The 25,972-nt window shown below is 67.1% G+C and carries 26 protein-coding genes; 16 read left to right on the forward strand and 10 right to left on the reverse strand.

Annotated elements, in window-relative coordinates; translation table 11 throughout:
• Positions 1-25 precede the first annotated feature (25 nt).
• From CYR75_RS13995 to CYR75_RS14020, 6 genes are read left to right on the forward strand one after another with little or no spacing between them, the layout of a single operon-like run.
• Positions 26-2,320, forward strand: coding sequence for a bifunctional salicylyl-CoA 5-hydroxylase/oxidoreductase (locus CYR75_RS13995; protein ID WP_101501063.1), 2,295 nt, complete (start codon positions 26-28; stop codon positions 2,318-2,320).
• On the forward strand, positions 2,317-3,072 hold the full coding sequence (locus CYR75_RS14000; protein WP_101500606.1) for an SDR family NAD(P)-dependent oxidoreductase: 756 nt from the start codon (positions 2,317-2,319) through the stop codon (positions 3,070-3,072). Before CYR75_RS13995 ends, CYR75_RS14000 begins: the two co-directional genes overlap by 4 nt.
• A 10-nt stretch (positions 3,073-3,082) precedes the next feature.
• Positions 3,083-3,883: an enoyl-CoA hydratase family protein gene (locus tag CYR75_RS14005; protein ID WP_101500607.1), complete on the forward strand. Its 801-nt coding sequence runs from the start codon at positions 3,083-3,085 to the stop codon at positions 3,881-3,883.
• Positions 3,883-5,052 (forward strand): acyl-CoA dehydrogenase family protein, encoded by a 1,170-nt coding sequence (locus tag CYR75_RS14010; RefSeq protein ID WP_101500608.1) that lies wholly within the window; start codon positions 3,883-3,885, stop codon positions 5,050-5,052. Before CYR75_RS14005 ends, CYR75_RS14010 begins: the two co-directional genes overlap by 1 nt.
• Complete coding sequence (locus CYR75_RS14015) at positions 5,052-5,474, forward strand: acyl-CoA thioesterase (protein ID WP_101500609.1); 423 nt, start codon at positions 5,052-5,054, stop codon at positions 5,472-5,474. The genes CYR75_RS14010 and CYR75_RS14015 overlap by 1 nt, the downstream gene beginning before the upstream one ends.
• A complete protein-coding gene (locus CYR75_RS14020; RefSeq protein WP_101500610.1) occupies positions 5,471-5,872 on the forward strand; it encodes a RidA family protein in 402 nt (133 codons plus the stop codon). Before CYR75_RS14015 ends, CYR75_RS14020 begins: the two co-directional genes overlap by 4 nt.
• Positions 5,873-6,007: 135 nt before the next feature.
• Here CYR75_RS14020 and CYR75_RS14025 read toward each other — a convergent pair whose 3' ends face one another.
• Complete coding sequence (locus CYR75_RS14025; RefSeq protein WP_101500611.1) at positions 6,008-7,546, reverse strand: indolepyruvate oxidoreductase subunit beta family protein; 1,539 nt, start codon at positions 7,544-7,546, stop codon at positions 6,008-6,010.
• Entirely contained in the window at positions 7,543-9,690 is a 2,148-nt protein-coding gene (locus tag CYR75_RS14030) for a thiamine pyrophosphate-dependent enzyme (protein WP_101500612.1), read from the reverse strand. Before CYR75_RS14030 ends, CYR75_RS14025 begins: the two co-directional genes overlap by 4 nt.
• A gap of 234 nt (positions 9,691-9,924) precedes the next feature.
• On the opposite strand from CYR75_RS14030, the gene CYR75_RS14035 reads away from it, so the two are divergent.
• From CYR75_RS14035 to CYR75_RS14060, 6 genes are all read left to right on the forward strand, one after another.
• A complete protein-coding gene (locus CYR75_RS14035) occupies positions 9,925-10,344 on the forward strand; it encodes a MarR family winged helix-turn-helix transcriptional regulator (protein WP_158644666.1) in 420 nt (139 codons plus the stop codon).
• Between the two features lie 163 nt (positions 10,345-10,507).
• Positions 10,508-11,683: a thiolase family protein gene (locus CYR75_RS14040; RefSeq protein ID WP_101500614.1), complete on the forward strand. Its 1,176-nt coding sequence runs from the start codon at positions 10,508-10,510 to the stop codon at positions 11,681-11,683.
• Complete coding sequence (locus CYR75_RS14045; protein WP_101500615.1) at positions 11,680-12,933, forward strand: SDR family NAD(P)-dependent oxidoreductase; 1,254 nt, start codon at positions 11,680-11,682, stop codon at positions 12,931-12,933. Before CYR75_RS14040 ends, CYR75_RS14045 begins: the two co-directional genes overlap by 4 nt.
• A complete protein-coding gene (locus CYR75_RS14050; protein ID WP_101500616.1) occupies positions 12,930-13,703 on the forward strand; it encodes a cyclase family protein in 774 nt (257 codons plus the stop codon). The genes CYR75_RS14045 and CYR75_RS14050 overlap by 4 nt, the downstream gene beginning before the upstream one ends.
• A 27-nt stretch (positions 13,704-13,730) precedes the next feature.
• On the forward strand, positions 13,731-15,344 hold the full coding sequence (locus tag CYR75_RS14055; protein ID WP_192876661.1) for an ATP-dependent acyl-CoA ligase: 1,614 nt from the start codon (positions 13,731-13,733) through the stop codon (positions 15,342-15,344).
• 119 nt (positions 15,345-15,463) lie between these two features.
• The gene (locus CYR75_RS14060) at positions 15,464-15,754 is read left to right on the forward strand and encodes a hypothetical protein (RefSeq protein WP_225972744.1); all 291 of its coding nucleotides are present in this window, start codon (positions 15,464-15,466) and stop codon (positions 15,752-15,754) included.
• Positions 15,755-15,863: 109 nt separating this feature from the next.
• Here the strand turns inward: CYR75_RS14060 and CYR75_RS14065 are convergent, their stop codons facing one another.
• The 5 genes from CYR75_RS14065 to CYR75_RS14085 all read right to left on the reverse strand — a co-directional run bounded on the left by CYR75_RS14065 (position 15,864) and on the right by CYR75_RS14085 (position 19,969).
• On the reverse strand, positions 15,864-16,370 hold the full coding sequence (locus CYR75_RS14065; RefSeq protein WP_225972745.1) for a MarR family winged helix-turn-helix transcriptional regulator: 507 nt from the start codon (positions 16,368-16,370) through the stop codon (positions 15,864-15,866).
• A gap of 121 nt (positions 16,371-16,491) precedes the next feature.
• Entirely contained in the window at positions 16,492-17,208 is a 717-nt protein-coding gene (locus tag CYR75_RS14070; RefSeq protein ID WP_101500617.1) for an SDR family NAD(P)-dependent oxidoreductase, read from the reverse strand.
• A 9-nt stretch (positions 17,209-17,217) separates the two neighbouring features.
• Positions 17,218-17,685 (reverse strand): aromatic-ring-hydroxylating dioxygenase subunit beta, encoded by a 468-nt coding sequence (locus tag CYR75_RS14075; protein ID WP_101500618.1) that lies wholly within the window; start codon positions 17,683-17,685, stop codon positions 17,218-17,220.
• The gene (locus tag CYR75_RS14080) at positions 17,682-19,001 is read right to left on the reverse strand and encodes an aromatic ring-hydroxylating dioxygenase subunit alpha (protein WP_101500619.1); all 1,320 of its coding nucleotides are present in this window, start codon (positions 18,999-19,001) and stop codon (positions 17,682-17,684) included. The genes CYR75_RS14075 and CYR75_RS14080 overlap by 4 nt, the downstream gene beginning before the upstream one ends.
• A 14-nt stretch (positions 19,002-19,015) precedes the next feature.
• Positions 19,016-19,969, reverse strand: coding sequence for a PDR/VanB family oxidoreductase (locus tag CYR75_RS14085; RefSeq protein ID WP_225972746.1), 954 nt, complete (start codon positions 19,967-19,969; stop codon positions 19,016-19,018).
• Positions 19,970-20,192: 223 nt separating this feature from the next.
• On the opposite strand from CYR75_RS14085, the gene CYR75_RS14090 reads away from it, so the two are divergent.
• From CYR75_RS14090 to CYR75_RS14105, 4 genes are read left to right on the forward strand one after another with little or no spacing between them, the layout of a single operon-like run.
• Positions 20,193-21,215 (forward strand): TRAP transporter substrate-binding protein, encoded by a 1,023-nt coding sequence (locus tag CYR75_RS14090; protein ID WP_101500620.1) that lies wholly within the window; start codon positions 20,193-20,195, stop codon positions 21,213-21,215.
• Positions 21,215-21,709 (forward strand): TRAP transporter small permease, encoded by a 495-nt coding sequence (locus CYR75_RS14095; protein ID WP_101500621.1) that lies wholly within the window; start codon positions 21,215-21,217, stop codon positions 21,707-21,709. Before CYR75_RS14090 ends, CYR75_RS14095 begins: the two co-directional genes overlap by 1 nt.
• 11 nt (positions 21,710-21,720) lie before the next feature.
• Positions 21,721-23,007 carry a TRAP transporter large permease gene (locus tag CYR75_RS14100; protein ID WP_101500622.1) on the forward strand — a complete coding sequence of 429 codons (1,287 nt, stop codon included), beginning with the start codon at positions 21,721-21,723 and terminating at the stop codon, positions 23,005-23,007.
• Between the two features lie 11 nt (positions 23,008-23,018).
• Positions 23,019-23,486 (forward strand): MarR family winged helix-turn-helix transcriptional regulator, encoded by a 468-nt coding sequence (locus tag CYR75_RS14105; protein ID WP_101500623.1) that lies wholly within the window; start codon positions 23,019-23,021, stop codon positions 23,484-23,486.
• Between the two features lie 63 nt (positions 23,487-23,549).
• Here the strand turns inward: CYR75_RS14105 and pyrF are convergent, their stop codons facing one another.
• The 3 genes from pyrF to CYR75_RS14120 all read right to left on the reverse strand — a co-directional run bounded on the left by pyrF (position 23,550) and on the right by CYR75_RS14120 (position 25,703).
• Positions 23,550-24,236 (reverse strand): orotidine-5'-phosphate decarboxylase, encoded by a 687-nt coding sequence (gene pyrF / locus CYR75_RS14110; RefSeq protein ID WP_101500624.1) that lies wholly within the window; start codon positions 24,234-24,236, stop codon positions 23,550-23,552.
• Positions 24,237-24,344: 108 nt separating this feature from the next.
• Positions 24,345-25,112, reverse strand: a complete 768-nt coding sequence (hdhA, locus tag CYR75_RS14115) for a 7-alpha-hydroxysteroid dehydrogenase (RefSeq protein ID WP_101500625.1) — start codon at positions 25,110-25,112, stop codon at positions 24,345-24,347.
• 27 nt (positions 25,113-25,139) lie between these two features.
• Positions 25,140-25,703, reverse strand: a complete 564-nt coding sequence (locus CYR75_RS14120; protein ID WP_225972747.1) for an HdeD family acid-resistance protein — start codon at positions 25,701-25,703, stop codon at positions 25,140-25,142.
• Between the last annotated feature and the right edge of the window lie 269 nt (positions 25,704-25,972).

The raw sequence follows: 25,972 nt of genomic DNA on the forward strand, positions 1-25,972 counted from the left end.
CCGATCATCCGGAAAGGAAGCAATGATGCGCATCGCATGTCTGGGGGGCGGACCGGCCGGTCTATACTTTGCGATTTCCATGAAGCTGCGCGATCCCTCGCATGAGGTGGTCGTGATCGAGCGCAACCGCGCCAACGACACCTTCGGCTGGGGCGTGGTGCTGTCCGACGACGCGCTGGAAAACCTGGAAACCAACGACCCCATCAGCGCGCAGGCGATCCGCGACAGCTTCGCCTATTGGGACGACATCGCGGTGGTCCATGACGGCGTGCGGACGGTGTCGGGCGGGCATGGCTTTGCCGGGATCGGGCGCAAGCAGATGCTGATCCTGCTGCAGCAGCGCGCGCGCGAGCTGGGCGTCGAGCTGCGTTTCGAAACCGAGTTCGGCAATGTCGAGGATTACCGCCGCGACTACGATCTGGTGGTCGCCGCCGACGGCATCAACTCGCGGGTGCGGACGCAGTATGAGGACGTCTTCAAGCCCGACATCGACAATCGCGAATGCAAGTTCATCTGGCTGGGCACGCATCAGAAATTCGACGACGCGTTCACCTTCATCTTCGAAAAGACCGAGCATGGCTGGATGTGGGCGCATGTCTACCAGTTCGACAACGACACCGCGACCTTCATCGTCGAATGTCAGCAGGACACCTGGGACCGCTGGGGTTTTCAGGACATGTCCAAGGAAGAGATCGTCGAGACCTGCCGCAAGGTCTTTGCGCGGCATCTGGACGGGCACGAGCTGATCTCGAACGCGACGCATCTGCGCGGCTCGGCGGTGTGGATGAACTTCCCCCGCGTCATCTGCGAGAAGTGGTATCACGAAAACATCGTGCTGATGGGCGATGCCGCCGCGACGGCGCATTTCTCGATCGGCTCCGGCTCTCGGCTGGCTTTCGACAGCGCGATCACGCTGGCGAACTATCTGCACAGCGAACCCGACATGAAGGCCGCCTTCGACCGCTATCAGGCCGAGCGCCGGCTCGAGGTGCTGCGCCTGCAATCCGCCGCGCGCAACAGTCTGGAGTGGTTCGAGCAGGTCGAGCGCTATCTGGACCTCGACCCGGTGCAGTTCGCCTATTCGCTGCTGACCCGCTCGCAGCGGATCAGCCATGAAAACCTGCGCCTGCGCGACCCGGAATGGCTGGAATCGGCGGAGAAATGGTTCCAGACCCAGGCCGGCGCCGACCCCGATGCGCCGGTCCGCGCGCCCATGTTCGCGCCCTACAAGCTGCGCGACATGACGCTGAAGAACCGCATCGTCGTCTCGCCCATGGCGCAATACAAGGCGGTGGATGGCACCCCGACCGACTGGCACCTGATCCATTACGGCGAACGCGCAAAGGGCGGCGCGGCATTGGTCTTTACCGAGATGACCTGCGTCTCGCCCGAGGGGCGCATCACCCCCGGCTGCCCCGGTCTTTACGCGCCGGAACACGAGGCCGCGTGGCGACGCCTGACCGATTTCGTCCATGCCGAGACCGACGCCCGGATCTGCTGCCAGATCGGCCATTCCGGCCGCAAGGGCTCGACCAATCTGGGGTGGGAGGGGATCGACACCCCGCTGGCACAGGACAACTGGTCGGTCGTCTCGGCCTCGGCCATTCCGTGGTCGCGCGGCAACGCCACCCCGCGCGAGGCCACGCGCGAGGAGCTGGACGAGATCACGCAGCAATTCGTCGCCGCCGCCGAAATGGCCGAGCGCGCGGGCTTTGACATGATCGAGCTGCATGCCGCGCATGGCTATCTGCTGTCGTCCTTCATCTCGCCGGTGTCGAACAAGCGGCAGGACGAGTTCGGCGGCAGTCTGGAAAACCGGCTGCGCTGGCCGTTGCAGGTCTTTGCCGCCATGCGGAAGGTGTGGCCGGCGCACAAGCCGATGTCGGTCCGCATTTCCGCCAATGACTGGGTGGGCGAGGATGGCGTGACCCCCGCCGAGGCGGTCGAGATCGCCCGCGCCTTCCGCGAGGTCGGGGCCGATCTGGTCGACGTCTCGGCCGGGCAGACCTCGGTCGAGGGGCGGCCGGTCTATGGGCGCATGTTCCAGACGCCGTTTTCCGACCGCATCCGCAACGAGACCGGCATCCCGACCATGGCCGTCGGCAATATCTACGAGGCCGATCACGCGAACTCGATCCTCATGGCCGGGCGCGCCGATCTGGTCGCGGTGGGCCGTCCGCATCTGGCCGACCCATATTGGACGCTGCACGAGGCGACCCGGATCGGCGACCGCCATGCCGAATGGCCGCTGCCCTATCTGAACGGCCGCGATCAGGCGTGGCGGCTGGCAGACCGCGAGGCCGAGGCGATCCGGGCATGACCGACGACGTTCCCTTGCGCGACCGCCATGTCGTCGTCACTGGCGGCGGCACCGGCGTCGGTGCGGCGGTGGCACGGGTGCTGGCGGATGCAGGGGCGCGCGTCACCATCATGGGCCGGCGCGAGGGGCCGCTGCGCGAACAGGGCCTGCCCTGGCAGATCTGCGACGTCACCGACGCCGCCGCCGTCGCCCGCGCCTTCCATGCCGCGCGGGACGCGCAGGGGCGGATCCTCGGCGTGATCGCCAATGCCGGCGCGGCGGAAAGCCAGCCCTTTGCGCGCATGACGCCCGACGATCTGGCCGCCATGCTGTCGGTCAATGTGACCGGCGTCTTCAATGTCTGGCAGGCGGCGCTGGCCGACATGAAAGCCGCCGGCTGGGGGCGGATGATCGCCATTGCCTCGACCGCGGGGCTGAAAGGCTATGCCTATGTCTCGGGCTATTGCGCCGCCAAGCACGGCGTCGTGGGCTTGACCCGTGCGCTGGCGCAAGAGCTGGCGATGACCGGGATCACCGCCAACGCCATCTGCCCCGGCTTCATCGAGACGCCGATGCTGGACCGCTCGATCGCCAATATCATCGACAAGACCGGGATGAACCGCGACGAGGCCCGCGCCTCGCTGACCCGCGCCAACCCGCAGAAACGCTTTATCCAGACCGACGAGGTCGCGCAGGCCGCGCTCTATCTGATGGGCGAGGCCGCGCGTTCGATCAACGGTCACACATTGACGCTTTCGGGCGGCGAGATCTGAAGGACATGCCATGCGCAGCGACGTGACCCATTTCACCTGCAACATCGACGGCCCCATCGCCACGGTGTCGCTGAACCGCCCCGAGCGGAAGAACCCGCTGACCTTCGACAGCTATGCCGAACTGCGCGACTGGTTCCGCGATCTGCATTACGACGACGACATCCGCGCGGTGATCTTTGCGCCCAATGGCGGCAATTTCAGCTCGGGCGGGGATGTGCATGACATCATCGGCCCGCTGACCCGGATGAACACCAAGGAACTGATGCGCTTCACCCGCATGACCGGCGATCTGGTCCGCGCCATGATCGGCTGCGGCAAGCCGATCATCGCGGCGGTGGACGGGGTCTGCGCCGGGGCCGGCGCGATCATCGCCATGGCGTCCGATCTGCGCATCGCCACGCCCGAGGCCAAGACCGCCTTCCTGTTCAACCGCGTGGGCCTTGCCGGCTGCGACATGGGCGCCTGCGCGATCCTGCCCCGGCTGATCGGTCAGGGCCGCGCGGCCGAGCTGCTGTATCTGGGCCGCTCGATGACCGCTGACGAAGGGCTCGCCTGGGGCTTCTTCAATCGCGTCGTGCCGGCTGATGAGCTGCTGGACAATGCCCGCGATCTGGCCGGGCGCATCGCCGCCGGGCCGGGTTTCGCCAACATGATGACCAAGACGATGCTGGCGCAGGAATGGGCGATGACGCTGGATCAGGCGATCGAGGCCGAGGCGCAGGCCCAGGCGATCTGCATGCAGACGCAGGATTTCCACCGCGCCTATCACGCCTTTGTCGCCAAGCAGAAACCCGTGTTCGAGGGCGACTGATGGCGGATCTCAGCTTTCTGGACTGGCCCTTTCTTGACGACAGCCACCGCGAACTGGCGGCGCAGGTCGATGCCTGGGCGGCGGGCGCATTGGCGGGCATCGACCACGCCGACACCGACGCCGCCTGCTGCGCGCTGGTGGCCGCCATGGGCGAGGCGGGCATCCTGACCCATTCGGCCATCGCGCCCGACCAGCCCGAGGGGCGGCTGGATGTCCGCGCGCTGTGCCTGATCCGCGAGACGCTGGCCCGGCATGACGGCCTCGCCGATTTCGCCTTTGCGATGCAGGGGCTGGGGACGGGGGCGATCTCGCTCTTCGGCACGCCCGGGCAGCAGGCCGAGTGGTTGCCCAAGACCCGCAGCGGGCAGGCCATCGCGGCCTTTGCGCTGACCGAGCCGGCATCGGGTTCCGACGTCGCCAACTCGACCATGACGGCGATGCGGGACGGGGATGATTACGTCCTGAACGGCGAAAAGACCTGGATTTCCAACGGCGGCATCGCCGACGTCTATACCCTGTTCGCCCGCACCGGCGAGGCGCCGGGCGCCAAGGGGCTGTCGGCCTTCATCCTGCCCGCCGGTCTGCCGGGGTTCAGCATCACCGAGCGGCTTGAGACCATCGCCCCCCATCCGCTGGCCACGCTGCGGTTCGACGACTGCCGCATCCCCGCCAGCGCCATGCTGGGCCAGCCGGGGCAGGGGTTCCGCATCGCCATGTCGGTGCTGGACGTGTTCCGCGCCACCGTCGCCGCCGCCGCGTTGGGTTTCGCGCGCCGCGCGCTGGACGAGGCGCTGGCCCGCGTCACCTCGCGGCAGGTGCAGGGCGCGCCGCTGGCCGATCTGCAGATGGTGCAGGGCCATATCGCGGACATGGCGCTGGGGATCGACGCCTCCGCGCTGCTGGTCTACCGCGCCGCCTGGGCCAAGGACATGGGCGCCCCCCGCGTCACCCGCGAGGCCGCGATGGCCAAGCTGTTCTCGACCGAGGCCGCGCAAAAGATCATCGACAGCGCCGTGCAACTGCATGGCGGCGACGGCGTCCGCAGCGGTGAGGTGGTCGAGCGGCTGTATCGCGAGATCCGCGCGCTGCGCATCTATGAAGGCGCAAGCGACGTGCAGCGGGTGGTCATCGCCCGGCAGGCGCTTGCCGAATTTCAGGGCAGATCGTGATGGCACATTACCGCTTTCCCCAGAAAATCCTGTTCAAGCATTGCGATCCTGCGGGCATCGTCTTCTACCCCCGCTATTACGAGATGCTGAACGACGCGGTCGAGGCGATGTTCAGCGACCTGCTGGGCTGGCCCTTTGAAGAGATGCACAAGACGCCCCCGAACGGCAGCGGCGTGCCGACGGTGCGGATGGAGACGGTGTTCAGCGCCCCCAGCCGCCACGGCGACCGGATCGAGCTGGCGGTGACGCTGACCCGGCTGGGCGCCAGCAGCCTTGGCCTGCGGACCGTCGCCTCGGCCGGCGACGAGGTGCGCTTCACCGCCGAGCAGGTGCTTGTCTGCGTCGACGGCCATGGCCGCCCGCGCGGCTGGCCCGACGCGGTGCGCGAAAAGATCACATCGATCATGGAGGACGCGGCATGACGCCACAGACCATTCACCCCGAAGGCTGGGCCCCGGCCCTTGGCTATGCCAATGGCATGTTGATGCCCGACGGCACGCTGCATGTCGGCGGCCAGATCGGCTGGGACAAGGACAAGGTGTTCCAGACCCATGATTTCGTCGAGCAGCTTGAACAATGCCTGCAGAACGTGGTCGATATCGTCCGCGCGGCGGGCGGCGAGCCGAGCCATATCGGGCGGCTGACCTGGTATGTGAAGAACAAGGACGACTACCTGGCCCGGCAGCGCGACGTCGGCGCCGCCTATCGCCGGGTGATGGGCAAGCACTTCCCCGCCATCTCGATGCTGGTCGTGGCCGACCTGATCGAGGACGACGCCCAGATCGAGATCGAGGCCACCGCGTTCATCCCGCAGGCTTGATAGCCGCCGCGCCAGTTGGGCTGAGATGAGTTTGGCGCGGAGCAGCGCGGCGTTACGGCGCTGATCCTGAAATGCAAAAGCCCGACCGTTCGCGCGGTCGGGCTTTCCGCTTTCGGTTTCTGTCTTCACCCGGCCTCAGGCAAAGCTGCGAACGGTCTGCAAGGCCCCGTCCAGCGCCTCGCCCTTTTCATCCAGCAGCGCGGCCTCGCGCAGGCGGCGGATCCAGTCGGCCCCGTCCTCGCGCGTTTCGACCAGCGCGGCGCCCTGCATGACCCGGTCGAACTTCGACTGGCCGCGGGCATGGGTGTCGGAATAGCCCTTGATCAGCCGCTGATTGCGCAGCAACTCGATGGCGACCGCCGGGCAGGGGGCGGCGCGCACCCGCGTCAGCCAGGCGTCCAGATGCGCCTGTTCCTGCGCGTGACGCAGGGTCCGGCGCCGCCAGCCCTTGGCCCCGGCCAGCAGATACAGCACGCCAAAGCCGATCATCCCGTCGCTGCGGATGCGCCGACCGCCGCCTGCCAGCCGTTCGACCCACCGCATCCGGCGCGGGTTGTCCATCCAGCGTGCGCCCATCCGGGCCGGGAACATCGAGACGACCTCTTCGGCGCGGGGGTGCAGGAACTCGGTCACCTGCATGACCTGACCCTGCCGGACCCCCATCTCGGCCTCGATCCGGCTGCTGCGGCCGGTGCGGGTCTTGGCGTCGGCCACCCGGATGATGTCGTCATAGCTCATGGCATTGGCGACGTATTTCGCCGCCTCGACCAGCAGCGAACCGTCGCCGGGGTCGCGGTCCCGCAGGCTGTCCAGCCGGTCCAGATATTCCGCGCCATAGGCCAGATCCTGAAAATCGACCGTCTTTTCCAGACCGCGCCGGGCCATGTCGCGGGCAGAGTCGGGCAGCGTATCCAGCCGCGCCACAAGCGCCTGCCAGTCGCGCAGCAGCCGGTCCGGGCCGCGCACGGTGGCGTCAGCGGCAGGGGCGGGTGCCGCGTCGGGTGTCTGCGCGGCCGCGCCCGTCGCCGCGCCTGACTGGGCGGCCTCGAAACCGGCGGCGAAGGCGCGCAGGCTGGGCTCGACCCCCTTGCCGCCGGCGCGGATCGCGTCCTCGAACGCCTCGCGCGGGAAGGGCAGCGCGCCCGATCCACCGAGCGCGCCGAACAGCGTCGCCGAAATGACCGAGCCCTTTTGCACCGCCATGGCGTCGAAATCGGCGCAGATCAGGCGGCGGGCGGCGATCTCGGCCGCGGCCAGAACCTCTTCGCTGGAGGCGATGCCGTCGCCGGGCACCATCTTTTCCGACACCGCCAGCGCGCGGTGGGTCGAGGTGATCAGCACGGTCCGGTCCGGGGTGACAAAGCCGCGCATGATGGCGCGGCCGGCCTCCATCATCTCGGCGGTGATCATGATGTCGACATCGCCCGCGGCGGGCATCAGCGAGAACACCGGGTCGCGCTCGCCCGCGGGTGCCATCTCGACATAATAGACCGTGGCCCCGGTGCGTTGGGCGACGCCCGCCACGCTGGTCGCCTGCGCGGCATAGCCATTGGCCCGGGCCAGCGCCTCGATCCAGCCGGTCAGCACGCCGCCGCCCTGACCGCCCACGGCCAGGACCGCCAGCTTGATGATGCCGCCCGCGCCGCTTTCGGGCTGCTGCGCGGCGGGCATCATGGCGCGACCCCGAAGGACAGCCGCCGCGCCTCGCGCCGGCGGGTCAGCCAGCCGCGCAGGCGGGCCCGCATCGCGGCTATGCGCGATTCGAAGCGGCCGGGGTTATGGACCACATCGGCGCGGTAGAAGCTGGGGCACAGGATTGCTGCGTCCGCGACCTCGCCGCAATTGCCGCAGCCGACGCAGCTTTGGTCGATGCTGGCGACCGGATCGTCGCGCAGCGGGTCGTCCAGCACCTTCAGCGACAGCGAGGGGCAGCCCGACAGCCGCATGCAGGCGTGATCGCCGGTGCAGACCTCGGCATCGACGCCGAAGCGGGGGATATCCACCCGCCGCCCGTCGCGGATCGCCTGCGCGCGCAAGGGCTTCTCGCGCCGCTGCCGGTTCAGCATGCATTCGGACGAGGCGACGATGACCTTGGGCCCGGTGTCGGTCGTGGTCAGCGCCTCGCGGATGGTGTCGCGCATCCGGCCGACATCATAGGTCCGGTCGATCTGGCGCACCCATTTGATGCCGATTCCCGCCAGCGCCTTGGAGATCGGGTTGTTCGTCGCCTTGCTGCTGTTCTGCGCGCGCGAGGACATGACGTCCTGCCCGCCCGTCGCGGCGGAATAGTAGTTGTCGACGACAATCGCCACGCCGTCGGATTTGTTGAACGCCATGTTGCCGAAGCTGGAGGACAGCCCGTTATGCCAGAACCCGCCATCGCCGATGATCGCGACCGGGCGTTTTTCGCCGCCGCCGTCGAAGGCGCCATTGGCGGCGGGGCCGAGGCCGTAACCCATCGTTGCGCCGCCGATCTCGAAGGGCGGCAGGGCGGCGAACAGGTGACAGCCGATATCGGCGGCGATCTGGTGCTTGCCCAGCTCCTGCTCGACCAGCTTCATGGCGGCGAAGATAGGGCGTTCGGGGCAGCCGGTGCAGAACCCCGGCGGGCGGATCGGCACCGTCTTGGACAGGTCCGGAATCGCCGGGGCGGGCGCGTTGGGGGCGCGCAGCGCATCGGCCAGCATGTCGGGCGCGGCCTCTTTCAAGAACGCCCCGATGCCGTCGCGCATGACGGTGCCAGTGTATTCGCCCGCCATCGGGAACACGTCCTTGCCATGCAGCCGCAGCGAGGCCCCGGCGCGGTAGAGGAACGAGCCGAGCTGGTTCTCGATGAATTCGGGCTGGCCTTCCTCGACCACAAGGATCGAATCCTTGCCCTTGCAGAAGTCGTGAAACTCGTCCGCCACCAGCGGCCATGTCACGTTCAACACATACAGCGGCACCTGGCTGTTGCCGTGGATATCCGCGAGGCCCAAATGCTGCAGCGCGCGGATCACGCCGTTATACATCCCGCCCTGCAGCACGATGCCCACCGGCGCGCGGTCGGGGCCAAAGACCTCGTTCAGGCCGCGCTCGCGGATGAAGGCCTCGGCGGCGGGCCAGCGGTTCTTCACCTTGTCCTGTTCGTGCTGATAGGACATCGGCGGCAGCACGACGCGGGCGAAATCGGACCGGGGATTGGCCACCGCGTCCTTGACGCTGAAGGCCGGGGGCCGGTTGTCGCGGCAGGCAAAGCTGCCGGTGACATGACAGGCGCGGATGCGGACCATCATCATGACCGGCGTGTTCGATGCCTCGGACAGATCAAAGCTGTCGGACACCGCCTTGACGATGCTGGGCAGGTTCGGGCGCGGGTCCATCAGCCAGAATTGCGACTTCATCGCGAATGCGTGGGTGCGTTCCTGCATGATCGAGGAACCCTCGCCGTAATCCTCGCCCACGATGATCAGCGCGCCGCCGGTCACCCCTGACGAGGACAGGTTCGCCAGCGCGTCAGAGGCCACGTTGACCCCCACCGGCCCCTTGAAGGTGACCGCCCCGCGAATGGGATAATGGACCGAGGCGGCCAGCATGGCGGCGGCGGCGGCCTCGTTGGCGTTGGCCTCGAACCGGACGCCCAGTTCGGACAGCAGATCCTCGGCATCGGCCAGCACATCCATCAGATGCGAAATCGGCGCGCCCTGATAGCCGCCGACATAGCCGACGCCGGATTCGAGCAGCGCCTTGGTGATGGCAAGGATGCCCTCGCCGGTGAAAACCTCGCCCTGTCCGCGCCGCAGGTGCTGGACTTCGGCCTTGAAGGATCGTTCTGCCATGGCTATCCCCTGTTGACGGGTTGGCCCGGCCAGATGCGACCGGGGCAGGCTTTGGCCGCGCGGCCGGTGTTCCGGTTCCAGCGCCCCGATGCGCGGTTTTCAGGGGCGGTTCCGTCAGAATATGAGAAGTCATATAAATTGCAAGCGGCGTGATCGGGTGTCTGCGTGACCGCCGGGACGGGTGCGGACCAGTGCTGCGACGACGGGCAAGCCCGCGATAGCGCGCTGGAATCGATGCCGTCTTTCCTGCTGAACCACATCGTCCACCAGTATCACCAGATCCTTCAGGCGCGGCTGAAATCGCTGGGCGTCTCGACGCTGAAGATGCGAATCATCATGTCGCTGAAGCTGCATGGCTCGCTGAGCGTGAACGAGCTGTGCGGCTTTGCCATTGCCGAACAGCCTACGATGAGCCGCGCGCTGGACAGCTTGGAGGCGCAGGGGCTGATCTATCGCGCGCAAAGCGAGCAGGACAGCCGCCTGCGTCTGGCCGCGCTGACCGAGGCGGGCGAGCAGGTGTTCGACCGCATCCAGCCCGAGATCCTGCAGGTGAACGCGCAGATGACGCGCGGCCTGAGCCAGGCGCAGCAGCAGGCGCTGATGGACAATCTGGGCGAGGTGCTGGCCCGGCTGCGCGACATGCCGCGTCCTTGATCGGGCACCCGTTACCCCGCCGCGTGCAAGACCCTTGCCAGATCGGGGCAATGTATGAATAGTCATTGAACCAGCCGCACGCCGGGGAGGGCGTGCGGTCCCGCATGACAGGTGAGGAGGAAGCCGTGTCAGCACGCCGCAACATTCCGCGTCGGCCCGCAGCATGAGCAGGCGGCGCCAGCCCTATGACGGCGTGGCCCTGGTCGCACCGGTGTCGGTGCCTTATCAGCGGTATTCCATCGAGACCGCGCATTGGTGGATCGCGCGTGCGCTGCGCGGCAGCCTGCAGGCGGCCGGTCTGCGGCCCACCGATCTGGACGGGCTGTCGCTGGCCAGCTTCACCCTGTTTCCCGACACCGCCGTGGGCATCACCCAGCATCTGGGGCTGACGCCGCGCTGGCTGGATCATCTGCCGATGGGCGGTGCCGCCGGCATCATCGCGCTGCGCCGGGCGGCGCGGGCGGTGCAGGCGGGGGATGCCGACATCGTGGCCTGCGTGGCGGGCGACACCAACCGGATCGACAGCTTCCGGCAGCTTCTCTCCAGTTTTTCGCGGTTCGCGATGGATGCGTCCTATCCCTACGGTTTCGGCGGGCCGAACGCGAATTTCGCGCTGCTGACCGACCGTTACATGCAGGAATATGGCGCGACCCGCGCCGATTTCGGGCGCATCTGCGTGGCACAGCGCCAGAACGCGCTGCGCAATCCCGGCGCAGTGATGAAAAAGCCGCTGACGCTGGACCAGTATCTTGACGCCCGCCCCATCGCCGATCCCATCGCGCTGTTCGACTGCGTCATGCCCTGCGCCGGGGCCGAGGCGTTTCTGGTCATGACCGTGGACGAGGCGATCCGCCGCGATTTGCCTTACGCCACCATCGCCGGCACCATCGAACGGCACAACGCACATGCCGACGACCCGATCCAGCTGCGCGGCGGCTGGACGCTGGATATCGACGAGCTTTACCAGATGGCCGATTGCGGGCCGGACGATATCGACCTGTTGCAGACCTATGACGACTATCCGGTGATCTCGATGATGCAGATCGAGGATCTGGGCTTTTGCGCCAAGGGCGAGGCGCCGCAATTCGTCCGCGACCACGACCTGACCGTGACCGGCAATTTCCCGCACAACACCTCGGGCGGGCAGCTCTCGGGTGGGCAGGCGGGCGCGGCGGGCGGGTTCATCGGCCTGGTCGAGGCGATCCGGCAGGTGACCGGGCAGGCCGGGCCGACGCAGGTGGCCGATGCGCGGCTGGCCATGGTCTCGGGCTTTGGCATGATCAATTACGACCGCGGCCTGTGCACCGGCGCGGCGATCCTGAAGGGAGAGGGCGCATGACCCGGCCGCTGACCCCGCCGCCGCGCAAGGACCCGCAAAAGCGCAGCATCCGGCCCACGCTTCCGCCCGAGGCGCGCAGCCGCGCCGCCATGGGCCTGACCGCCGCCGCGGCCGAGGGGCGCTTTGCCCTGCAGCATTGCGCGGAATGCGGCGCGGTCCAGTATCCGCCGCGTGATGCCTGCCACCGCTGCCTGTCGGTCCGGCTGGACTGGAAGGACACCTCGCCGATGGGCGAATTGCTGGCCGAAACCACGGTGCGGACCTCGACCAACCTCTATTTCCGCGAGCGCGCGCCGTGGCGCACCGGCTCGGTCCGGTTGGATGCGGGGCCGGTGGTGATCTGCCACGTTCACGGTGATGTGCCCCCGCGTGCGCGGGTGCGGATGATCAACCGGCTCGACCGCGCCGGGCAGGGGGTGTTGATGGCGATGCCGGAACAGCCGACGCCTGACATGCGCGACGATCCGCAGCTGCGGGCGATGACCAGCGACCCGCATCTGCGCCGCATCCTGATCGCCGACGGGCGCAGCCCCGACGCGCCCGCCATCGCCGCCGCGCTGCACAAGGCCGGCGCCACCACGATCTTTGTGGGCGAGGCGGAGAGCTGGCGGCCCAATCCGCACCGGAGGGCGCTGATGGATGTGCCGGGCGTCTCGATCCTGCCGCTGGACGTGACCGACACCGACAGCGTGCGCGAGCTGGCGGCCGAGATCGGCGGCAAGGTCGATATCCTGATCAACAATGCCCGCTTTCTGCGTCCCGGCGGCGTGATGACGCGCGGCGACACCGGCTTTGCCCGCGACGAGATCGAGGTGAATTACCTGGGCCTGATGCGTCTGGCCCAAGCCTTCGGTCCGGCGATGAGCGGGCGCACCGCCGATGGCGTGAACTCTGCCGTGGCCTGGGTCAACATCCTGTCGGTGCATGCGCTGATGCCGATGCCGGAATTCGGCGCCTTCGCGGCCTCGCAGGCGGCGGCGCTGTCGCTAAGCCTGACGCTGCGGGCCGAGTTCCGCGACAGCGGCCTGCGGGTGATGAACCTGTTTACCGGCCCGACCGATGACGATTGGCACCAGACCCTGCCGCCGCCCAAGGTGGCGCCCCGCAGCATCGCCACCGATCTGGTGCGCGGCCTGCGCGACGGGCTCGAGGATGTGTGGTGCGGCGATGTCGCTGCCGACCTGATCCAGCGGTTCCGCGACAACGCCAAGATACTCGAACGCGAAATGACCATGGGAGGAAGATCATGAGCGTGCTTCAAGAACTGGCCGGGGCGCTCGGCTCTGGACAGGTGCGGGTCGTCGACCTGACCCACACCCTCGACCCCGATTTCCCGGTGATCGTGCTGCCGCCGGAGTTCGGCCAATGCGCCCGTTTCCGGATGGAGGAGGTCAGCGCCTATGACGACCGCGGCCCCGCGTGGAAATGGCACAACATCTCGATGAACGAGCACACCGGCACGCATTTTGATGCCCCGGTCCACTGGGTGTCGGGAAAAGACGTGGCCAATGGCTCGGTCGACGAGATCGACCCCTCGGTGTTCGTCGGCCCGGTGGTGGTCATCGACTGCTCGGGCGGCTGCGCCAGCAATGACGATTACGAGCTGACCCCCGAGATCATCACCGCGTGGGAGGAAGAGCACGGCCGCATCCCCGCCGATAGCTGGGTGCTGATGCGCACGGATTGGTCGAAACGGTCGGGCGCGCAATATCTGAACCTGCGCGACGACGGCGCCCATTCCCCCGGCCCCACGCCCGAGGCGATCCGCCTGCTGGTCGAGGATCGCGACATCCGCGGTTTCGGGACCGAGACCATCGGCACCGATGCCGGGCAGGGCGGCCATTACACCCCGCCCTATCCCGCGCATTTCACCCTGCATGGCGCGGGCAAATACGGGCTGCAATGCATGCGCAACCTGGATCAGCTGCCGCCGACCGGGGCGGTGCTGCTGGCCGCACCCTTGAAGATCAAGGGCGGCACCGGCAGTCCGCTGCGGATCTTGGCGCTGGTCAACGACTGATCCTGTCGTAGCAATAAGGCGATACGCATGACTGACACCTCGCCCCTGATCGCGATGCTGGCGAATGAATTCGCGCCGGCGGACCGGGTTCTGCCGCATCTGCTGGACGGCCGCGCCGTAAGCCTTGGCGACGCGCCGCTGTTCAGTTGCGGCGAGATGCGTCTCAGCTTTGCTGCCGCGCGCGATGCCGCTGCGCGCGCGGCGGCCGATCTAGCCGATGCCGGCATCGCGCAGGGCGAACGGGTGGCGATCCTGTGCGGCAACCGGCCCGAGTTCCTGCCGGTCTTCCTCGGCTGCGGCTGGATGGGCGCAGTGTCGGTGCCGATCAACACCGCCTCGCGCGGGTTTCAACTGCAGCATATCCTGTCGAACTCCGGCGCGCGGCTGCTGGTGATCGAGGACGCGCTGCTCGAGGCGCTGGACGGGCTGCAGCTTGACGCGCTGAACATCGCCCGGATCTGGGTCATCGGCGACGGTGCGCTGCCTGATCTGCCGGGGATCGAGGTCAGCCGCCTGCCGCAAGGCGCGCGCATGGCTGAACCGGCTTCAATCCGCCCCTCGGACCCGCTGACGATCCTCTATACGTCGGGGACGACAGGGCTGTCGAAGGGCGTGGTTTGCCCCCATGCGCAGTTCTTCTGGTGGGGCGTCTATACCGGAGACATGCTGGGGCTGCGCGCGGGCGACGTGCTGCACACGCCGCTGCCGCTGTTTCACACCAATGCGCTGAACTGCCTGTTCCAGGCGCTGCTGATCGGCGGGCATCAGGTGGTCGAGACACGGTTTTCCGTCTCGGGCTTCTGGGCGGCGATGGTCCGATCCGGTGCGACGGTGACCTATGTGCTGGGCGCGATGGTGCCGATGCTGCTGTCGCGGCCCGAATCGGAGGAAGAACGCGGCCACAAGATCCGCGTGGCGCTGGCCCCCGGCGTCCCGGCCCCCGCGGCCGAGGCGTTCACCCGACGCACCGGCATCCTGCTGCTCGACGCCTATGGCGCGACGGAAAGCAACTGCGTCATCGGCTCGACCGTGGACACGATCCGGCCCGGCTGGACCGGCAAGCTGCTGCCCGGCTTTCAGGTCCGCATCGTGGACGAGATGGACAACCCCCTGCCCGATGGCGAGCCGGGCGAGTTGGTCATCCGCGCCGATGAGCCCTTTGCCATGTCGCAAGGCTATTTCGGCATGCCCGACAAGACCGCCGAGGCGTGGCAGAACCTGTGGCTGCATACCGGCGACCGGATGCTGCGCGGGCCGGACGGGTATTTCCGTTTCATCGACCGCATGAAGGACGCGATCCGGCGGCGGGGCGAGAATATCTCGTCCTTCGAGGTCGAGCAGGTGCTGGCCTCGCATCCCGCCATTGCCGAGGTCGCGGTCTTTCCCGTCGCCTCGGATCTGGCCGAGGATGAGGTCATGGCCGCGATTATCCTCCACGATGGGGCGCGCGTGACGCATGAGGAGATCATCCGCCATTGCGAGGGCAAGATGCCCTATTTCGCCGTGCCGCGTTATCTGGAATTCACCGACGACCTGCCCAAGACCGCCAATGGCAAGATCCAGAAGTTCCGCCTGCGCGAACGCGGCATCGCCAGCGACACCTGGGACCGAGAGGCGGCGGGCGTCACGGTGCGGCGCTGATGTGGGCGCGGCTTAACCGAACCTAAACGGATGCTGCGCTAGGCAGGGGCAGGGTCTCCGCCTGCCTCGGTCTACCGAGGCGGCGCGGTGACCATCGCAACCGGCTGACAAGGACACACATGGCCCACGCAACGATTTCTTTCGAGAACCCGCAATCCGGACAGATGCGCGAGGCGCCTGTCGGGTTTTCCTGGACGGTTCTGTTCTTCGGCTTTTTCCCGGCGCTGTTCCGCAGTCACTGGGTCGGCTTCGCCATCATCGCGCTCGCGTCATTCGCGTCCTTCGGGCTGTCCAACCTGCTGTTCATGTTCATCTATAACAGGATGTATGTGAAGCATCTGATTTCAGAGGGGTTTCAGGCCAAAAGCGCCAGCGCCGATCTGGATACGCTTGGCAGAAGCTGGCGATGAAGATCCCGCGACTGGGCGGCCTGCCGGTCAAACCGGCCCCGGAAATGGCGGCGGTTTAGCGGGTCCGCACGGCGGGCAGGGGTGCCGCAAGGCGCTGGCAGGAGCCGGGTCACGCCCCGGCGCTGCTGCCCGTGTCGGCGGCCATGCCGTCGCGCAGCGCGCGCAGCGAATCGCGCATCTGGTCCAGTTCCGTGCCCTCGATGCCGCTGAACAGGCGGTCGATCATGTCGCGATGGCCGGTGGCGACGGTCTCGAAGGTGGAAATCCCCTTGGGCGTCAGCCGCACCGTGATCCGGCGGCGGTCCTCGTCCGAGTGGATGCGCATGATCAGCCCGTCCTGCACCAGCCGGTTGACCACCGTCGTCGCGTTGCCGTTGGAAATCAGCAGCGTCCGCGACAGCTCGGTCATCGTCAGCCCGTCGTGAAAGCGATAGAGCGCGGCCATGACGTCGAAGCGGGGCAGCGTGGTGTCATGCTCGACCCGAAGATATTCGCGCAGCTGGTTCTCGGCCTGGCGGGTGACGCCCAGCATGCGGATCCACAGCTTCAGCCGGCGGATGGCGGGGGTGGGATCGTCGTCGAGGGCGGGCGGGGACTGGGGCATGTGTTCGGTCATGTTGCGGCTTTCTCTTAGTCGGTTGCGGCCATCATGCCCCATATCCAAACATTTTAAGAGCGAAATATCACGCTGCGTCGGATTGCCTCGCCCCGACCTCGGCCCGCGCCTGCCGCCGCTGTCAGATCGGCACGGTCCCGATGCTGGCGCCGCCGCAGACGAACAGGGTCTGGCCGGTGATGAACCCGGCCTCGGGATCGGCGAGAAACATGAAGGCCCGCGTCACATCCGCGACCGTCCCCAGCCGCCCGACCGGGATGCGCTGGGCCAGATCCTGCTGCTGGGGGCTGTCCTTGGGCACGATGCCCCAGAAATTGTCGGTCAGAATCGGCCCCGGCGCGACGACATTGACGGTGATCCCGTGCTCGGCCAGTTCCAGCGCCCAGGTCCGCGCCATGCCGATCATCCCGGCCTTGGACGCCGAATAGGCCGTCCGCGTCCGGGCCCCAAGCGCCGCGCGCGAGGCGTTGAACAGCACCCGCCCGAAGCGCTGCGCCTTCATCGCCGGCAGGAACGCCTGCGTCAGGGTCAGCGCCGCGCCCAGATGCAGTTGGGTCAGCACCTGCATGTCCTGCGGGGTGGCGTCCTCGATCAGGTTGGGCAGGATGATCCCGGCGTTATGGACGAAATGCGTGACTTGATGCCGCGCCGCGAGTTCTGCCGCCGTGCCAGCCACGGCGTCGGGGTCCAACAGGTCGCAGATGACGTGCTCCACCCCCTCGGCCTCGCCCTTGTGACGCGCCAGCGACACCACCCGCCAGCCGCGCTGCAGCATGGCCTGCGCCAGATCGGCCCCGATCCCCTTGTTGCCGCCGGTGATGACCGCCGTGTAATCCACCCCGGCCCCCTATGGCAAAAGCTGGATGCTGCGAAAGGCAGCGTCGCAGTTCAGCAGATCCACGCGCTTGCCGGCGATGCGGATGCCGTCCGGCGTGGCCTTCAAGTCGTGGGTCACGGTCAGCGCCAGCAATTGCTGCTCGTCCAGCCGCGTCTCGACATAATGCATCTGCGTCTTGACGCGGGCGCTGTCCTCGGTCAGCTCGACGATGCGCGGGCGGTTCAGCACATGATTGCAGCGGCTTTTCGGCTTTTGACTGAAGGTCCGGGCGCCGTGCAGCCGCTCGATCCGCAGGCGCAGCATGAAGTTGTCCTCATACAGCAGCGAGGTCTCGGTCAGCGGGTCCTGCTGGTTCCAGTTCAGCGGCATCCAATAGACCGCCTCGGGCAGCCACAGGTCGAGCCATTCGTGAAACCGCCCCTCGTCCAGCATCCACGCCTCGTCATAGACGAAATCGATCACCTCATCGCGGTTCATGCCGCACCTCCCAGCATGAAGCGTTTCCAGGCGTCGAACTGATTGCGCATCTGGCGTTCGGTGGTGCCGTTCAGCACGGCCTCCTTGGTGAAATCCTCGTCCTCTTCATAGAGGCGCTGGATGTTCACCCATTCCAGCCCGTCGGCCATCAGACCCTCTTGCGCGCGCTCATACATCTCGAGATCGTCGTGACCGACCATCGAGGTGGGGGCGTTGATCATCCGGTTGTACATCGCCGTCCGCGCCGTCAGTTCCTCGGGCGCGCCTTCCAGGCGGAAGATCCAGCTTTCGACCAGCGTCTTGTCGGGGCCAAGCGCGATGAAGTTCCGCAGCTGCTGGATCGGGCCCTTGATCATGATGTTGGGGAAATAGACCGTGTTGTGCCGGTTCTCGCCCAGGATCTGCTGGGCGCGTTCGGGGCCGTAGGCCTCGTTCATCGCCTCGACATAGCCCGGCACGGCGGAATAATCCGAGTGGATCGAGTGGTGGACCCCGGTATGGCCGTGCCCGTTCGGCCATGTGCGGATGCCCATGTTTTCAAAGAACTCATAGGGCGACATGAATGGCGCGATGATCTCCATCGCCGGGGGCGTGGGCGTGCCCTCGGGCTTGTCCATCTCTTCCCAGATCTTGACGGCGGTGCCGGCGCTGGATTCATGGGCGACCATCGGGTGGCAGGTGTCGGTCTGGTTCTCGACCAGCATCTTCCAGTTGCAGTTGTGCATGAAACGCAGCGGCGCGCCCGCCACGTTGAGCCGGCCCACGGGCGAGCGGTCCACCATGTTGTCGAGGCTGGAGAGCGAGTCGCCGAAGAACTCGTCGAAGCCGATGCCCTCGGGGGCGAGGCGGGCGAAGACAAAGCCGCGATAGTTCTTCATCGCGCCCACCGGCGCCATGCCATGCGCGGCCTCGGTGTCCTCGAGCCCGGTGTTTTCATAGCCCTTTTTCAGCGGGATCGCGAGCAGGCAGCCATTCGTCTTGAACGACCAGGCGTGATAGGGGCAGCGGAAGAACTTGCCGGTGTTGCCGGCGCGGTCGATGACGATCTTGGTGCCCTTGTGCGGGCAGCGGTTATACAGGACGTGGATCTCGTCATCGTTGTGGCGGACCATGATCAGCGGCTGGTCGCCGATCTGGGCGGTGATGTAATCGCCCTTGTTCGGGGTCTGGCTGTCATGGCCGATATAGACCCAGCAATTCGGGAACAGGTGCTTCATCTCGAGCCGGTAGATTTCCGGGCTGGTATAGACGTCGCGGTGCACCTGCTGCGGCCGGATCAGATGGTCGAGGCGGGTTTTCAGGTCGGGATCGCTCATTCTGGCTTGTCCTTTCACAGGTCGAGCTTGAGGCGGGGGGTCAGCGCGCGGCTGACGCAGATCTGCATGACCTTGCCCGAGGCGCGCTCGGCATCCGACAGCACCACGTCGCGGTGGTCGGGAATGCCGTCCAGCACGTCGGTCTGGCAGATGCCGCAATCGCCGCGCTGGCAGTCATAGACAAGGTCGATCCCCGCCGCCTCGAGCGCCTCGATGATGGTATGGTCGGCGGGGATGGTGACGACCTGCCCGGTCGAGGCGATCTCGACCTCGAAAGGCTGGTCGCCTTCGGCGTGCGAGGCGTTTTCGAACAGTTCGGCGTGAAACTGGCTGTCGTCCCGGCCCTGCTGGCGCATCGCGTCGCGGACCGCCTCGATCATCGGGCGGGGGCCGCAGACATAGACATGGGCGTCGGGCGCGGCGGCGGCGACCAGATCGGCGACCGGCAGCGGTGCGCCCTGCGCGTCGTCGTGATGCAGCGCCAGCCTGTCGCCATGGACCGCCAGCCGATCCGCGAATGCCGCCGCGGCGGCCGAGCGGCTGGCGTAGTGCAGGCGGAACTCTCGGTTCTGCCGGGCCAGCGCGGTGGCCATGGAAATCAGCGGCGTGATGCCGATGCCGCCGGCCAGCATCAGCACCGGATCGGTGCCGGATTGCAGCGGAAAGTGATTCTTGGGCCCGGTCGCGGTGATGTGGTCGCCCTCGGCCAGCTCGTGCATGAATCGCGAGCCGCCCTTGCCGTCCTGTTCGCGGCGCACGCCCAGCAGATAGCTGGTGGGCGCGCTGCACGCGCCGGAGAAATCGATCAGCGAATAGGCGTTGCGGGTGCCGCCGGGCAAGGCGATCTCGATATGGGCGCCGGGTTCGAAGGCGGGCAGGGTCGTGCCGGGGGCGGGCGCCAGCTCGATCTCGCGGATTAGGTCGCCCGCCATTCCGACGCGCTGCACGACAAGCTCAAGATCGGACATGCTCAACCCTTGCTGGCGGTTCGCTTGTCGGGAAGTATCGGATCAGCGTCTTCGATCCGTCAAGATTTAAATTCAAAATAGTGAATATTCATATGTCCCGCCGCCGCAGCGCCGGTGCTTCAAGGTCAAAATAGTGAATATTCATATTTTTCTTGCCTGAAATTTCGGCCGGTGGCAGGCTGCTGATCGACTCGCACCCGCAAGCGAGCAGGGGAGGAATCACATGCACTATACCGCAAAGACCGTTGTCGCGGCGGCCTTGTCGCTGGCGCTGTCCGCCGGTGCCGCCGTCTCGGCCGAGGTGACGCTGCGCCTGTCGAACTGGCTGCCGCCCTCGCATCCGGTGGTCAAGGACATCATGCAGCCCTGGGCCGAACAGGTGAAAGAGGCGACCGAGGGAAGGGTCGAGGTCCAGATCCTTGACGCGCCCCTGGGGCCGCCGCCGGCGCATTTCGATCTGGTCGCCAGCGGCGCCGCCGATATCGGCTTTTCCGCCCACAGCTATACACCCGGCCGCTTCACCCTGACCGAGATCGGCGAGCTGCCCTTCCTGACCCCGTCCTCGCTCGCCAATTCGCTGGCGCTGTGGAAGGTCTGGCAGGAGATGCTGGCCGACAAGAACGAACATGCCGGCGTCAAGGTGCTGGCGCTGTTCGGTCACGGGCCGGGGCATCTGTTCACCACCAATCGCGAGGTCTCGCCCCTGTCGGAACTGAAAGGCGCCAAGATCCGCGTCGCCGGGGCGGTGACCGATCAGCTTGTGCAGGGGCTGGACATGGTGTCGGTGCAGGCGCCCTCGTCCGAAAGCTATGAGCTGCTGTCGAACGGCATCGCCGACGGGATCGTGTTTCCCTATGAATCGGTGCCGTTCTTCAAGCTGGACGGGCTGGTCAAGCACGGGCTGCGGGTGCCGGGCGGGCTGTATAACGTCTCGTTCTTCATGGTGATGAACCAGGCCCGCTTCGACAGCCTGTCCGAGGAAGACCGCGCCGCCATCGACAAGGTCTCGGGCGAGGCATTGGTCCGCATGGCGGGCGAGGCATGGGACGCGGCCGATGCCGCAGGGCTGACCGCGCTGGAGGGCAAGGTCGAGTTCCACGACGCAACCGCCGAGGAAACCGCCGAGATCGAGGCCGACGCCAAGGCCATCTATGACCGCGTGCGCAAGGGCTATGACGCCAAGGGCGTCGATTTCGACGCCGCGCTGGCCATGTTCCGCGAGGAAATGGACAAGGCCGCGCCGTGATGCGCGACCCCGAAGCGATTGCCGACCTGCGCGCGCGGGTCGGCATGATCACCGCCGCCCTTGTCGGGCTGATGCTGGTGGCGCTGACCGCGATCACCGTGCTGGATGTGGGCGGGCGCTATCTGTTCAACTCGCCGCTGCCCGGTGGGACCGAACTGACCGAGATCCTGGTCATGGCGGTGATCTTTACCGGCCTGCCGGCGATCACCCTGGATGACGGGCATGTCACCGCCGATCTGCTGTCGCAGCAACTGACCCCCGGCGGCCGCAGGCTGCAACTGCTGATGTCGCGGCTGGCGGCGGTGGTGGCGCTGGTGCTGATCGCCTGGCAGATGTGGACCCATGGCGCGCGGCTGGCCGGCTATGGTCAGACCACGGTCTATCTGCACATTCCGGTCGGGCCGGTCATTCAGGTCGCGGCGGTGGTCTGCGGGCTGTCGGCGGCCATCGTCGCCGGGCTGGCGCTGCTGCGCGCCCCGCACGGGCTGGAATAGGGGGCGCCGTCATGGATTGGCCGATCGGAACCGCGATCCTGTTTGCGCTGCTGTTTGCGGGCATTCCGATCGGCTATTGCCTGACCCTTGTCGGCTTTGCCGGGGTCGCCAGCATCATCGGCATCGACCCGGCGCTGGCGATGATCGGGCAGGTCTATTCCGATGCCGGCCGCAGCTATACGCTGTCGGTGGTGCCGCTGTTCCTGCTGATGGGCAACATGATCGTGCAATCCGGCATCGCGGACGAGATCTATGACGCCGCCAATGCCTGGCTGCGGCACCGCAAGGGCGGGCTGGCGATGGCAACGATCCTCGCCTGCGGCGGCTTCGGCTCGGTCTGCGGCTCGTCGCTGGCGACGGCGGCGACGATGGGCAAGATCGCGCTGCCGGCGATGCGGCGGCACGGCTATTCCGACGCGCTGGCGACGGGCTCGATCGCTGCGGGCGGGACGCTGGGGATCATCATTCCGCCCTCGGTCATTCTGGTGATCTATGGCATCCTGACGCAGCAGGATATCGGCAAGCTGTTTCTGGCCGGGATCGTGCCGGGGCTGCTGGGGATCATCGGCTATATGCTGGCCGTGCGCTTGTCGCTGTTCATGCGCCCCGAGCAGATCGAGGCGCTGCCCCGGCTGTCGCTGGCCCGGCGGCTGGCCGCGACGCGCGGCGTCGCCCCGGCGCTGGCGCTGTTCGCCTTTGTGCTGGGCGGCATCTATCTGGGCGTCTTCACCGCCACCGAGGCCGCCGGAATGGGCGCGGCCGGCGCGATCCTGCTGACCGCGGCGCGCGGCAAGCTGACCCTGCGCGGGACGCTGGTGACGCTGTTCGACACCGGCAAGACCACCGCGATCATGTTCTTCGTGCTGTTCGGGGCGCTGTATTTTCTGAACTACGTCAACCTGTCGGGGCTTTCGACCGATATCAGGGGCTGGGTCCTGGGGCTGAACATGCCGCCGCTGGGGGTGATCCTGATGATCATGCTGATGCTGCTGGTGCTGGGCAGCCTGCTCGAGAGCCTGTCGATGGTCATGCTGGTGACGCCGATCCTATTTCCCATCGTCACGACGCTGGGCTTCGACCCGATCTGGTTCGGGGTGTTTCTTGTCGTGGCGACGGAACTCAGCTACATCACGCCGCCGATGGGGATGAATGTCTTTGTGCTGCGGGTGGTGGCGCGGGACGTGCCCATCGGGCAGATTTTCCGGGGCGTGGTGCCGTTCGTGATCCTCGATCTGGTGCGGTTGGTCTTGCTGATCCTGTTCCCGATCCTGGCACTGGCGATCCCGCGCTCGATGTAGGGGGCAGGGCGATGGACGGGCGTGCGCAGCCAGAAGGCGAGACGGAAGCCGGCGGGTTTCTGCACGACTACACGCTGTTTCTGATGGCGATGGCCAGCGCTCATGTCAGCGCCGGGTTTCACCGCATCGCGGCCGAGCAAGGGCTGTCGGTGCCGGAATGGCGGGTGCTGGCCTGCCTGCACGACCGCAACACCGCCAGCATGACCGAGCTTGCCCGCCTGTCGCTGATGGAGCAGTCGCGCCTGACCCATCTGATCGGCCGGATGCAGGCGCGGGGGCTGGTCAGCCGCAAGCGCAGCAGCCAGAACCGGCGCAGCGTTCAGGTCCGCCTGACGCCCGAGGGCGCGACGCTGGCCGCCGATCTGGTCGCGCAGGCCAAGGCGCATGAAGGCGTGGCGGTCACCGAACGGTTGGGAGAGGACGGCCGGGCGCAGTTCCACGCCCTGCTGCGCCGGTTGATCGACGAGCCGCTGCCGTAAGGCTGGGGCGGATCATGTTCCGGGCCAGCGACGCGCGCTTACATCCCTGACAGTCCGGCAGGCTCAGCCCAGTTCCGCGACGATGGCCTGGGCGGCGGCGCGCGGGTCGCGGGCCTGCCAGATCGGGCGGCCGACCACGATGTGATCGGCCCCGGCGGCGATGGCGGCGGCGGGGGTCTCGATCCGCTTCTGATCGCCCGCATCCGCGCCCAAGGGGCGAACGCCCGGCGTCACGATCAGCCGGCCCGCCGCTTGCGGCAAGGCGCGAATGGCTGCGGCCTCGCGCGGGCTGGCGATGATGCCGTCCGCGCCCGCGTCAAAGGCCCGCGCGGCGCGTTCGACGGCGATGTCATGCAGATCGCCCGGCGCCATCATCCCGGCATCCAGATCGGCCCGGTCCAGCGAGGTCAGCACGGTCACGGCAAGGATCTTCAACTGAGAACCCGACGCGCCCTGCTTGGCCGCGTTGACCACATGGGGGTCGCCATGCACGGTCAGGAAATCCAGATCGAACGCCGCCAGCCCGCGCACGGCGGCCTCGACCGTCGCGCCGATATCGAACAGCTTCATGTCCAGAAAGATGCGCTTGCCGTGGGCGTCCTTCAGCTCTTGCGCGAGCGCCAGCCCGCCGCCGGTCAGCATCCCCAGCCCGATCTTGTAGAACGAGGCCGCGTCCCCGATCCGGGCCGCCATCTCCAGCCCGGCAAGCGCGTTGCCGACATCAAGTGCCACGATCAGCCGGTCGTCCATCCTTCGTTCCCCTGTCCCAGTGCCGCAAAACCGGCGCGGGCGAGGCATAACGCAGAAATCGGCCACCGACCAGTTGCCGGCGGCCGATTTGCTTGACCCCGTTCGGCCCTAATCGAGTTCCTGCACGCCCCCGCCCGAGACGGTCAGGATCTGGCCGCTGATCCAGCTTGCGGCGGGCGAGCAGAGAAACAGCGCGGCCTTGGCCATGTCCTCGGGCTCGCCCAGCCGGTGGATCGGGGTGTGGGACAGCATCCGGCGCTCGATTTCGTCATCCAGCACCGATTCCAGCGCCGCCGTCCGTGTCGCCCCCGGCGCCACGCCGTTGACGCGGATGTTGCGCGGGCCGAGGTCAAAGGCGATGTTGCGCACCAGATGGCTGGCCGCCGCCTTGGACGCGCCATAGGCGGCCATGCGCTTGTTGCGATTCTCGGCCGCCATCGAGGTCACGGCAAGGATCGCGCCGCCGCCCGCCGTTTCCATATGCGGGGCGGCAAGCTGCGCCAGACGGAACAGCGAAAAGACGTTCAGCTCGAACGCCTGGCGGAAATCCTGCATGGGCATGTCGAAGGGCTTGGGCCCGCCGCCGCCGGCATTGGCGATCAGCGCGGTCAGCTTGCCGAAGCGCGAGACGGTGGTGTCGATCAGGGCCGTCAGATCGCCCTCGCGCGTGACGTCGCAGGCGATGGCGGCGGCCTGGCCACCGGCGGCCGCGATCTCATCCGCGACGGCGGTTGCGGCGTCCTCGGTCAGGTCGCTGACCATCACGGCGGCGCCGGCACCGGCAAAGGTCAGCGCAATCGCCCGACCGATGCCCGCACCGGCGCCGGTGACGACCGCCACCTGCCCGTCGAGCCGAAAATCCTGCGGATCATACATGGCCGACCCCCCGCCGCGTCGCCGGCATCACAGCCCCTGCCGCCGCCGTCCGGCCTTGCGCAGCCCGAAGGAGAGCACCACGAACAGCACCCCGATGGCGATGGACCAGATCGCGATCAGCCAGATCAGCGACAGCAAGCCGGCGGTGGGCAGCGTCACCAGCAGCACCCCGAACAGGATCGACAGCACGCCGCCCAGGATCAGCAGCCATTCGCCCTCGATCTGCTTGCGAAGCTGGATCGCGGCGATGATGCGCAGAACGCCACCCACAACCGCCCAGGCGGCGACGAACATCAGCAGCGCGATGGCGGTGATGCCGGGCATGAACAGCGCGATCAGACCGACGATGACCCCCAGCACGCCGTCCAGCAGGAAGGCCCACCACCTGTCCAGCCGGTCGCGGTAGCGGATCGAATCGGCGATGGCAAAGGCCCCGTCGACCAGCACCCAGGCCCCGAACAGGATCACCAGCACCGACAGCGTCAGCCCCGGCCAGGCAAAGGCCGCGATGCCGAACAGGATCGCCGCGATCCCGCGCAGCAGCAAAAGCCACCAGTTCCGTTCCAGATATGTCATCAGATCGTCCATCATGGCTTCCTTTGCTGAATTGCGCGTCATCTCGCCCCAAATGTCGCCCTGCTTTGCCGATGAAACAAGCCGCAGCGCCGATTTCGCCCGCTTTTTCTGCGGATTGCGGGGCGAAAGTCGCAGAAACGGGGTGGCTGCGACATTATGGCAGGCCGCGCCCTCAGCATCTTTCCGCCGAGTCAGAGGGCTTTGATCTGGGTCATGGACTTTCCCATTCGCGGAAGGTTAACGTGGCAGAGAATCGGGGTCTTTCGACCCCTTGGCCACTTGTT

This window comes from Paracoccus jeotgali, from assembly GCF_002865605.1.
GTDB classification, from domain to species: Bacteria; Pseudomonadota; Alphaproteobacteria; order Rhodobacterales; family Rhodobacteraceae; genus Paracoccus; species Paracoccus jeotgali.

Excerpts from the sequence above, each read along its gene's own strand:
- CYR75_RS13995 (WP_101501063.1), top strand. The coding sequence starts at position 26 with ATGCGCATCGCATGTCTGGGGGGCGGACCGGCCGGTCTATACTTTGCG.
- CYR75_RS14000 (WP_101500606.1), top strand. The coding sequence starts at position 2,317 with ATGACCGACGACGTTCCCTTGCGCGACCGCCATGTCGTCGTCACTGGC.
- CYR75_RS14005 (WP_101500607.1), top strand. The coding sequence starts at position 3,083 with ATGCGCAGCGACGTGACCCATTTCACCTGCAACATCGACGGCCCCATC.
- CYR75_RS14010 (WP_101500608.1), top strand. The coding sequence starts at position 3,883 with ATGGCGGATCTCAGCTTTCTGGACTGGCCCTTTCTTGACGACAGCCAC.
- CYR75_RS14015 (WP_101500609.1), top strand. The coding sequence starts at position 5,052 with ATGGCACATTACCGCTTTCCCCAGAAAATCCTGTTCAAGCATTGCGAT.
- CYR75_RS14020 (WP_101500610.1), top strand. The coding sequence starts at position 5,471 with ATGACGCCACAGACCATTCACCCCGAAGGCTGGGCCCCGGCCCTTGGC.
- CYR75_RS14025 (WP_101500611.1), bottom strand. The coding sequence starts at position 7,546 with ATGATGCCCGCCGCGCAGCAGCCCGAAAGCGGCGCGGGCGGCATCATC.
- CYR75_RS14030 (WP_101500612.1), bottom strand. The coding sequence starts at position 9,690 with ATGGCAGAACGATCCTTCAAGGCCGAAGTCCAGCACCTGCGGCGCGGA.
- CYR75_RS14035 (WP_158644666.1), top strand. The coding sequence starts at position 9,925 with ATGCCGTCTTTCCTGCTGAACCACATCGTCCACCAGTATCACCAGATC.
- CYR75_RS14040 (WP_101500614.1), top strand. The coding sequence starts at position 10,508 with ATGAGCAGGCGGCGCCAGCCCTATGACGGCGTGGCCCTGGTCGCACCG.
- CYR75_RS14045 (WP_101500615.1), top strand. The coding sequence starts at position 11,680 with ATGACCCGGCCGCTGACCCCGCCGCCGCGCAAGGACCCGCAAAAGCGC.
- CYR75_RS14050 (WP_101500616.1), top strand. The coding sequence starts at position 12,930 with ATGAGCGTGCTTCAAGAACTGGCCGGGGCGCTCGGCTCTGGACAGGTG.
- CYR75_RS14055 (WP_192876661.1), top strand. The coding sequence starts at position 13,731 with ATGACTGACACCTCGCCCCTGATCGCGATGCTGGCGAATGAATTCGCG.
- CYR75_RS14060 (WP_225972744.1), top strand. The coding sequence starts at position 15,464 with ATGGCCCACGCAACGATTTCTTTCGAGAACCCGCAATCCGGACAGATG.
- CYR75_RS14065 (WP_225972745.1), bottom strand. The coding sequence starts at position 16,370 with ATGACCGAACACATGCCCCAGTCCCCGCCCGCCCTCGACGACGATCCC.
- CYR75_RS14075 (WP_101500618.1), bottom strand. The coding sequence starts at position 17,685 with ATGAACCGCGATGAGGTGATCGATTTCGTCTATGACGAGGCGTGGATG.
- CYR75_RS14080 (WP_101500619.1), bottom strand. The coding sequence starts at position 19,001 with ATGAGCGATCCCGACCTGAAAACCCGCCTCGACCATCTGATCCGGCCG.
- CYR75_RS14085 (WP_225972746.1), bottom strand. The coding sequence starts at position 19,969 with ATGTCCGATCTTGAGCTTGTCGTGCAGCGCGTCGGAATGGCGGGCGAC.
- CYR75_RS14090 (WP_101500620.1), top strand. The coding sequence starts at position 20,193 with ATGCACTATACCGCAAAGACCGTTGTCGCGGCGGCCTTGTCGCTGGCG.
- CYR75_RS14095 (WP_101500621.1), top strand. The coding sequence starts at position 21,215 with ATGCGCGACCCCGAAGCGATTGCCGACCTGCGCGCGCGGGTCGGCATG.
- CYR75_RS14100 (WP_101500622.1), top strand. The coding sequence starts at position 21,721 with ATGGATTGGCCGATCGGAACCGCGATCCTGTTTGCGCTGCTGTTTGCG.
- CYR75_RS14105 (WP_101500623.1), top strand. The coding sequence starts at position 23,019 with ATGGACGGGCGTGCGCAGCCAGAAGGCGAGACGGAAGCCGGCGGGTTT.
- pyrF (WP_101500624.1), bottom strand. The coding sequence starts at position 24,236 with ATGGACGACCGGCTGATCGTGGCACTTGATGTCGGCAACGCGCTTGCC.
- hdhA (WP_101500625.1), bottom strand. The coding sequence starts at position 25,112 with ATGTATGATCCGCAGGATTTTCGGCTCGACGGGCAGGTGGCGGTCGTC.
- CYR75_RS14120 (WP_225972747.1), bottom strand. The coding sequence starts at position 25,703 with ATGATGGACGATCTGATGACATATCTGGAACGGAACTGGTGGCTTTTG.